The organism is Klebsiella sp. BIGb0407 (assembly GCF_024807845.1).
GTDB lineage: Bacteria > Pseudomonadota > Gammaproteobacteria > Enterobacterales > Enterobacteriaceae > JGM124.
The window spans coordinates 21520-30206 of sequence record NZ_JANUEQ010000017.1; the positions used below are offsets into that span (position 1 = coordinate 21520).

The window sequence follows — 8687 nt, forward strand, 5'->3', positions numbered from 1 at the left end:
ACATTAGTCGGGCACCCTGGACCTTTTGAGCAACGATTACTCGTCTTCCAGCTCGATGTTGATACCCAGCGAACGGATCTCTTTCAACAGTACGTTGAAGGATTCCGGCATGCCTGGTTCCATCTGATGGTTACCATCCACGATGTTTTTATACATCTTGGTACGGCCATTTACGTCATCAGACTTAACGGTCAACATTTCCTGCAAGGTATACGCGGCGCCATAAGCTTCAAGCGCCCACACTTCCATCTCACCGAAGCGCTGACCACCGAACTGTGCCTTACCACCCAGCGGTTGCTGAGTAACCAGGCTATAAGAACCGGTAGAACGCGCATGCATTTTGTCGTCGACCAAGTGGTTCAGTTTCAGCATGTACATGTAACCTACGGTTACCGGACGCTCAAACTGTTCACCAGTACGGCCATCAAACAGAGTAATCTGACCAGAAGTTGGCAAATCAGCCAAAGTCAGCAACTCTTTAATTTCAGACTCTTTTGCACCGTCGAATACTGGGGTTGCGATTGGCATCCCTTTCTTCAAGTTCTCAGCCAGACGCAGAACTTCATCATCAGAGAAGGTATTCAGATCAACTTTCTGACGCACATCAGTGCCCAGATCGTAAGCCTTCTGAATGAACTCACGCAGTTTTGCAACTTCACGGTGTTGCTTCAGCATGGTGTTAATTTTCTCACCGATACCTTTAGCAGCCATCCCGAGGTGGGTTTCCAGAATCTGACCGATGTTCATACGCGATGGTACGCCCAGCGGGTTCAGTACGATGTCTACCGGAGTACCGTTTTCATCGTAAGGCATATCTTCGATTGGGTTAATTTTCGAGATAACACCTTTGTTCCCGTGACGACCCGCCATTTTATCACCAGGCTGGATCTGACGTTTAACGGCCAGATACACTTTAACGATTTTCAGCACACCAGGTGCCAGGTCATCGCCCTGAGTGATTTTACGGCGCTTAGCTTCGAGTTTTTTCTCAAACTCGTGCTTCAGCTCGTCGTACTGCTCAGCCAGCTGCTCCAGCTGGTTTTGCTTGTCTTCGTCCGCCAGACCCAGTTCGAGCCAGCGATCGCGAGGCAGTTTATCCAGTTTGTCAGCTTCAATACCGCCAGAAACCAGTACCGCATAAATACGGCTAAACAGACCCGCTTCAAAAATTTGCAGTTCTTCAGACAAGTCTTTCTTCGCCTGCTTCAGCTGCATCTCTTCAATTTCTAACGCACGTTTGTCTTTTTCCACGCCATCGCGGGTGAAGACCTGTACGTCAATAATGGTACCGGAAACGCCGTTTGGTACACGCAGAGAAGAGTCTTTAACATCAGATGCTTTCTCACCGAAGATAGCACGCAGCAGTTTCTCTTCTGGAGTCAGCTGAGTTTCACCTTTAGGCGTTACTTTACCAACCAGAATGTCACCGCCGGTCACTTCAGCACCGATGTAAACAATACCGGACTCATCCAGCTTAGAAAGCGCTGCTTCACCCACGTTCGGGATGTCTGCAGTGATTTCCTCTGGCCCCAGTTTGGTGTCACGAGACACACAAGCCAGTTCCTGGATGTGAATAGTGGTGAAACGGTCTTCCTGAACAACACGCTCAGATACGAGGATGGAGTCTTCGAAGTTGTAACCATTCCATGGCATGAATGCCACGCGCATGTTCTGGCCAAGAGCCAGCTCACCAAGGTCAGTAGACGGACCATCTGCCAGCACATCACCACGTTCAATTGGCTCACCCAGAGATACGCAAGGCATCTGGTTGATACAAGTGTTCTGGTTAGAACGGGTGTACTTGGTCAGGTTATAGATATCAATGCCTGCTTCGCCCGGATACATCTCTTCTTCGTTAACTTTGATAACGATACGAGAAGCATCAACGTACTGAACGGTACCACCACGTTTAGCTACGGCAGTTACACCGGAGTCAACGGCAACAGCACGTTCCATACCGGTACCTACCAGCGGCTTATCAGCACGCAGAGTTGGTACGGCCTGACGTTGCATGTTTGCACCCATCAATGCACGGTTGGCGTCATCGTGTTCCAGGAACGGGATCAGGGATGCACCGACGGATACTACCTGTTGGGTAGATACGTCCATGTAATCGACCTGGTCGTTACTGAACAGGCTTGATTCGCCTTTGCTACGGCAGGTTACCAGGTCATCAACGAAACGGCCTTCTTCGTCAAGGTTGGTGTTTGCCTGAGCAATAACGTAGTTGCCTTCTTCGATAGCAGACAAGTAATGAATTTCATCGGTAACAATACCGTCAACAACACGACGATATGGCGTTTCAAGGAAGCCATATTCGTTAGTCTGTGCATAAACAGACAGGGAGTTGATAAGACCAATGTTTGGACCTTCAGGCGTTTCGATTGGACATACACGACCGTAGTGGGTTGGATGTACGTCACGCACTTCAAAGCCTGCACGCTCACGGGTCAGACCGCCCGGGCCCAGCGCAGAAATACGACGCTTATGGGTAATCTCGGACAGTGGGTTGTTCTGGTCCATAAACTGAGACAGCTGGCTGGAACCGAAGAACTCTTTCACTGCGGCAGAGATAGGCTTGGCGTTGATCATATCCTGAGGCATCAGGGTATCCAGATCGCCTAAAGACAGACGCTCTTTAACCGCACGCTCAACACGTACCAGGCCAACACGGAACTGGTTTTCCGCCATTTCGCCAACGGAACGAATACGACGGTTGCCGAGGTGGTCGATATCATCCACTTCGCCTTTACCGTTACGGATATCAATGAGCTTCTTCATCACCTGAATGATGTCGTCATTGCTCAGGATACCGGAACCTTCAATCTCATCACGTAGCAGAGAACGGTTGAACTTCATACGACCTACAGCGGACAGGTCATAACGGTCTTCAGAGAAGAACAAGTTCGAGAACAGCGTTTCAGCTGCTTCACGTGTTGGCGGCTCACCAGGACGCATCATGCGGTAGATCTCAACCAGTGCGCTCAAGCGATCGCTGGTTGGGTCGACGCGGATGGTCTCAGACATATATGGACCGTGGTCCAAGTCATTGGTGAACAGCGTTTCAATACGTTTGTGTCCTGCCTGGCTCAGACGTGCCAGCAGATCCAGAGAGAGCTCCATGTTAGCCGGGCAAATCAGCTCACCGGTGGACTCATCAATGTAATCTTTTGCAGAAACTTTACCCGCGATGTATTCAACCGGAACTTCGATATGTTTGATATCGTCTTTTTCCAGCTGGCGGATATGACGTGCAGTAATACGACGCGCTTTTTCAACATAGATTTTGCCATTGGCTTCGATGTCGAAAGAGGCGGTTTCACCGCGCAGACGTTCCGGGATAAGCTCCATCTGCAGCTTATTATCACGGATTTCAAACGTCACTTTGTCAAAGAACAGGTCAAGGATCTGTTCAGTGGTGTAGTTCAGCGCACGCAGAATAATGGTCGCAGGTAATTTACGGCGACGGTCAATACGTACGAAGAGGTTGTCTTTCGGGTCGAATTCGAAATCCAGCCATGAACCACGGTAAGGAATGATACGTGCGTTATACAGTACCTTTCCTGAAGAGTGCGTTTTACCTTTGTCACTGTCAAAGAACACGCCCGGGCTACGGTGTAACTGAGAAACGATAACACGCTCAGTACCGTTAATTACGAAAGTCCCGTTGTCAGTCATGAGTGGAATTTCACCCATGTAGACTTCTTGTTCTTTGATGTCTTTAACGGTTCCTTCCGGCGCTTCGCGCTCGTAGATAACCAGACGCAGTTTCACACGCAGCGGAGCAGAATACGTCACGCCACGGATCTGACACTCTTTAACATCAAAAACTGGTTCGCCAAGACGATAGCTGACGTACTGCAGTTCTGAGTTACCGCTGTAGCTCTGGATTGGGAATACGGAACGGAAAGCTGCTTCCAGACCATACTGCCCTTCAGGATCTTGCTCGATAAATTTCTGGAATGAATCAAGCTGGATAGAAAGGAGATAAGGAATGTCCAGTACTTGCGGACGCTTTCCAAAATCCTTACGAATACGTTTTTTTTCGGTATAGGAGTAAACCATTAGGGTTCCTCAGCTGGCTGACAAGTCGACCCATCTGCCCATCGAAAGGGGCAATTTATGCTTATGCGACACTATTTTGTAGATCGGAAAGTGGAACACTTTCCGCAATGCCCGTTTCTATCACTCTTACATCATTTCATTGTGCTTTGCCCCGGAACTCCCGGCGCAGAAAGTCACAGTATAGTAAGACGTCGATAGAAACTCACATTGTCAGGTTATCAATAGTCAAACAGCGTGAAACCCTATTAATACCCTACAGCGCAAAAAGGCTGGTGACTAAAAAGTCACCAGCCATCAGCCTAATTTCTCAGGCTGCAACTAAAAGAGTTGGCTTATTTAACTTCAACTTCTGCGCCAGCTTCTTCCAGTGCTTTCTTCAGTGATTCTGCGTCGTCTTTGCTGATGCCTTCTTTCAGGGCAGCAGGTGCAGACTCAACCAGATCTTTGGCTTCTTTCAGGCCCAGACCAGTTGCAGCGCGAACTGCTTTGATAACAGCAACTTTGTTAGCGCCGATACCTTTCAGTACAACGTCGAACTCAGTTTTTTCTTCAGCGGCTTCAGCAGGACCTGCTGCTACTGCTACAGCAGCTGCTGCAGAAACACCGAATTTTTCTTCCATTGCAGAAACCAGTTCAACAACGTCCATTACAGACATAGCGGCAACTGCTTCTAAGATTTGATCTTTAGTGATAGACATAAAAATTGTTCCTGAAAATCAGAATAAGTTTATACGTAAGCGAACGCGAGAGAAAGTGAAACGCTATTAAGCGGCTTCGGATTCTTTCTGATCGCGAACGGCAGCCAGAGTACGGACCAGTTTGCCAGCAGCGGCTTCTTTCATGGTCGACATCAGACGTGCCAATGCTTCTTCGTAAGTCGGCAGAGTTGCCAGGCGATCGATTTGGGATGCCGGGATCAGCTCACCTTCAAAGGCAGCGGCTTTAACCTCAAATTTTGCATTCGCTTTCGCGAAATCTTTGAACAGACGAGCAGCAGCGCCCGGGTGTTCCATAGAATATGCAATCAAGGTTGGACCAACGAACGCGTCTTTCAGGCACTCAAACTGAGTACCTTCAACAACACGGCGCAGCAAGGTGTTACGAACAACACGCATGTAAACGCCGGCTTCGCGACCTGCTTTACGCAGTTCGGTCATTTTGCCTACTGGTACGCCGCGGGAATCCGCAACAACAGCAGACAGCGCGCCTTTGGCTACTTCGCTGACTTCAGCAACAATCGCTTGTTTGTCTTGAAGATTTAAAGCCATTAGCTTTTGCTCCTGGGTTTTAGCCGGGAAAAATTCCCGGAACTCACTTCACGTTTAACCAAAATGGAAAAACGCATCTACATACGGTGAGCAGAAACAAGCCAAAGACTATCTAAAATATTCTTCAGGTTCTGTCACCGTCTACGCAGGAGATTAAGCTTTTTACAAAGCACCTGCGGTCTTGGACGGAGGCCTGGATAAGGCCAGGCTCCAACCACTGAAATCTTTTTATTCTGCGTCATTCGAACTGATACTGCGTTGGCCGCTTTCGCTCGCATCAGTCACATAGCAAGCTATGCTCCTGACGACTTACTCTATTGCCGCCTTGTCTCAGTCCAACTGACTGGAATAAATATTGTGCCCCACCTTAGTGAAGCAACGGGCGTAAGATAATAGACTATTCTTTCGCCCGCGTAAAGGCGATTATTAGTTCGCTACTGCGTTCAGACCAGCCTGGTCTACCGCAACACCTGCACCCATAGTGGTGGACAGGCTAATTTTCTTGATGTACACGCCTTTAGCTTGTGAAGGTTTGCCTTTTTTCAGAGCAACCAGCAGAGCTTCCAGGTTTTCTTTCAATTTGTCGGTATCGAAATCCACTTTACCAATGGTGCTGTGGATAATACCGTTTTTGTCGTTACGATAACGAACCTGACCCGCTTTAGCATTCTTAACTGCTTCAGCAACGTTAGGTGTTACAGTACCAACTTTAGGGTTTGGCATCAGACCACGTGGGCCCAGAATCTGACCTAACTGGCCAACAACGCGCATTGCATCAGGAGAAGCAATAACAACGTCAAAATTCATTTCGCCTTTTTTGATCTGATCGGCCAGATCTTCCATACCTACCAGCTCTGCGCCAGCAGCTTTCGCAGCTTCAGCGTTAGGGCCCTGGGCAAATACAGCAACACGTACTGAACGACCGGTACCGTGTGGCAGAACAGTTGCACCACGTACGTTTTGATCAGATTTACGAGCATCGATGCCGAGGTTAACAGCAACATCCACGCTTTCTACAAATTTAGCAGTAGCCAGCTCTTTCAGCAGGGTAACAGCTTCAGTGATGTCGTATTGCTTAGTCGCAACAACTTTCTCACGGATATTACGCATGCGCTTGGTCAGTTTAGCCATTTCTTAACCCTCCACTACCAGGCCCATGGAACGAGCAGTACCTTCAATCGAACGAATCATCGCTTCGATATCAGAACCAGTCATGTCCGCTGCTTTAGTTTCCGCGATTTCGCGAACTTGAGCGCTAGTCACTTTACCAACTTTGTCTTTGTTCGGCTTACCAGAACCAGACTTAACGCCAGCAGCTTTTTTCAGCAGAACTGCAGCCGGTGGAGTTTTAGTAACGAAGGTAAATGAACGGTCAGCATAAACGGTAATAACAACCGGAGTAGGCAGACCTTTCTCAAGGTTTTCTGTTTTGGCGTTAAACGCTTTACAGAATTCCATGATGTTAACGCCCTGCTGACCCAGTGCTGGACCAACCGGTGGACTTGGGTTCGCCATACCAGCTGCAACTTGCAGCTTGACGTAGGCTTGGACTTTCTTAGCCATGAAAATTTCCTCTAATGGGTTATAGCGCCTTGGTGAAAAGGCTCCCCGTGGGTATAAAACATTTTACACGTACACAGTACGCGCAAAAACAAAAGGCGCGAAATTGTATGTCAATTTCGCGCCTTGTGCAACAATTAATCGTTGCTTAAACCAGCAAATTATTATGCTTTTTCGACTTGAGCAAAATCCAGTTCAACAGGTGTAGCACGACCGAAGATCGATACAGATACCTTCAGGCGGCTCTTCTCATAGTCAACTTCTTCCACAACACCGTTAAAGTCTGCGAACGGACCGTCACTGACGCGAACCATTTCACCTGGCTCAAACATCGTTTTCGGACGCGGTTTATCGCCAACTTGTTGCAGACGATTCATGATCGCATCAACTTCTTTGTCGCTGATAGGCGCCGGGCGGTCAGAAGTACCACCGATAAAGCCCATCACACGTGGCACGCTGCGCACTAAGTGCCAGCTTGCATCGTTCATAACCATCTGAACCAGTACATAACCTGGGAAGAACTTACGTTCACTCTTGCGGCGCTGACCGCCACGAATTTCCACCACTTCTTCGGTAGGCACCATCACCTCACCGAACAGCTCTTCCATGTTATGTAATTTGATGTGCTCGCGCAGCGATGTCGCTACACGGCCTTCATAACCGGAAAACGCCTGAACGACGTACCAGCGTTGCTTAGGGGCTTCAGACATTTCAGAACCTCAGGCCAGTAATAAAGGAGACCAAGCGGACCAGAATACCATCCAGCCCCCACAAAATCAGTGACATAACTGCAGTAACTGCTGCCACGATCAGGGTGGTATGTAATGTTTCCTGGCGAGTAGGCCAAACAACTTTACGCATTTCGGTTCTTGCTTCGCGGGCAAAGGTTACAGTTGCTTTGCCTTTCGCTGTCAGCAGGGCGATACCACCTGCAACTGCAATCACAACCACTACAGCCAGAGCCCGCAGAGGCAGATTCACATCGCGATAAACATAGTTACCCACGACCGCAGCAATAAGCAAAATGGCGACTACCAGCCATTTCATGACTTCAAGGCCGCGTCCGCTATCTTGCGCTTCGGTATTCGCACTCATAAACCAACCTGTCACAGTAAACCAGACAAATAATTTCACCCCGCCTGAGCGAGGCAAACCAAACCGAACGGCTCTTTGATGCTATCCGGTATATAACGCCTTCTCCAGAGCCTGTCTCAGCAATGATTATCAATAAAAATCACTGATGAGCCAGGTTCTGTTTCGAGAACGTACAAAAAGGGCATCAAATGATGCCCTTTTATTGCACGGTGCGTCAAATGTTATAAGCGATTAGCTGATAACTTTAGCAACAACGCCCGCGCCTACAGTACGGCCGCCTTCACGGATTGCGAAACGCAGACCGTCATCCATCGCGATTGGGTGGATCAGGGTAACAACCATCTGAATGTTGTCACCAGGCATTACCATCTCTACGCCTTCTGGCAGTTCGATAGTACCGGTTACGTCAGTTGTACGGAAGTAGAACTGAGGACGGTAGCCTTTGAAGAATGGAGTGTGACGACCACCTTCATCTTTAGACAGGATATAAACTTCAGATTCGAATTTGGTGTGCGGCTTGATTGAGCCTGGCTTAGCCAGAACCTGACCACGTTCGATTTCTTCACGTTTGATACCACGCAGCAGAACACCAACGTTCTCACCAGCACGGCCTTCGTCCAGCAATTTACGGAACATTTCAACGCCGGTACAAGTTGTTTTCGCAGTATCTTTGATACCAACGATTTCAACTTCTTCACC

At 48.6% G+C, this 8687-nt stretch carries 8 protein-coding genes; all 8 read right to left on the minus strand.

Annotated elements, in window-relative coordinates:
- Positions 1–36: 36 nt before the first annotated feature.
- Entirely contained in the window at positions 37–4065 is a 4029-nt protein-coding gene (gene rpoB, locus M2387_RS25450) for a DNA-directed RNA polymerase subunit beta (protein WP_259053658.1), read from the minus strand.
- A 332-nt stretch (positions 4066–4397) separates the two neighbouring features.
- Positions 4398–4763, minus strand: a complete 366-nt coding sequence (gene rplL, locus M2387_RS25455; protein ID WP_259053659.1) for a 50S ribosomal protein L7/L12 — start codon at positions 4761–4763, stop codon at positions 4398–4400.
- 66 nt (positions 4764–4829) lie between these two features.
- Positions 4830–5333, minus strand: a complete 504-nt coding sequence (rplJ, locus tag M2387_RS25460; RefSeq protein ID WP_259053661.1) for a 50S ribosomal protein L10 — start codon at positions 5331–5333, stop codon at positions 4830–4832.
- Positions 5334–5759: 426 nt separating this feature from the next.
- Complete coding sequence (rplA, locus tag M2387_RS25465) at positions 5760–6464, minus strand: 50S ribosomal protein L1 (protein WP_259053665.1); 705 nt, start codon at positions 6462–6464, stop codon at positions 5760–5762.
- Between the two features lie 3 nt (positions 6465–6467).
- Positions 6468–6896 (minus strand): 50S ribosomal protein L11, encoded by a 429-nt coding sequence (gene rplK / locus M2387_RS25470; RefSeq protein WP_259053667.1) that lies wholly within the window; start codon positions 6894–6896, stop codon positions 6468–6470.
- Between the two features lie 161 nt (positions 6897–7057).
- The gene (gene nusG, locus M2387_RS25475) at positions 7058–7603 is read right to left on the minus strand and encodes a transcription termination/antitermination protein NusG (RefSeq protein WP_259053669.1); all 546 of its coding nucleotides are present in this window, start codon (positions 7601–7603) and stop codon (positions 7058–7060) included.
- A gap of 1 nt (position 7604) precedes the next feature.
- Positions 7605–7988: a preprotein translocase subunit SecE gene (gene secE, locus M2387_RS25480; RefSeq protein WP_259053671.1), complete on the minus strand. Its 384-nt coding sequence runs from the start codon at positions 7986–7988 to the stop codon at positions 7605–7607.
- Between the two features lie 231 nt (positions 7989–8219).
- Positions 8220–8687, minus strand: a 468-nt coding sequence (locus M2387_RS25485) for an EF-Tu C-terminal domain-related protein (protein ID WP_259053673.1), incomplete at its 5' end; no start/stop codon positions are given.

Bases quoted from the DNA above. Each gene is read 5' to 3' on its own strand.
- rplK (WP_259053667.1), bottom strand. From the start codon at position 6,896: ATGGCTAAGAAAGTCCAAGCCTACGTCAAGCTGCAAGTTGCAGCTGGT.
- rplA (WP_259053665.1), bottom strand. From the start codon at position 6,464: ATGGCTAAACTGACCAAGCGCATGCGTAATATCCGTGAGAAAGTTGTT.
- rplJ (WP_259053661.1), bottom strand. From the start codon at position 5,333: ATGGCTTTAAATCTTCAAGACAAACAAGCGATTGTTGCTGAAGTCAGC.
- rplL (WP_259053659.1), bottom strand. From the start codon at position 4,763: ATGTCTATCACTAAAGATCAAATCTTAGAAGCAGTTGCCGCTATGTCT.
- rpoB (WP_259053658.1), bottom strand. From the start codon at position 4,065: ATGGTTTACTCCTATACCGAAAAAAAACGTATTCGTAAGGATTTTGGA.
- nusG (WP_259053669.1), bottom strand. From the start codon at position 7,603: ATGTCTGAAGCCCCTAAGCAACGCTGGTACGTCGTTCAGGCGTTTTCC.
- secE (WP_259053671.1), bottom strand. From the start codon at position 7,988: ATGAGTGCGAATACCGAAGCGCAAGATAGCGGACGCGGCCTTGAAGTC.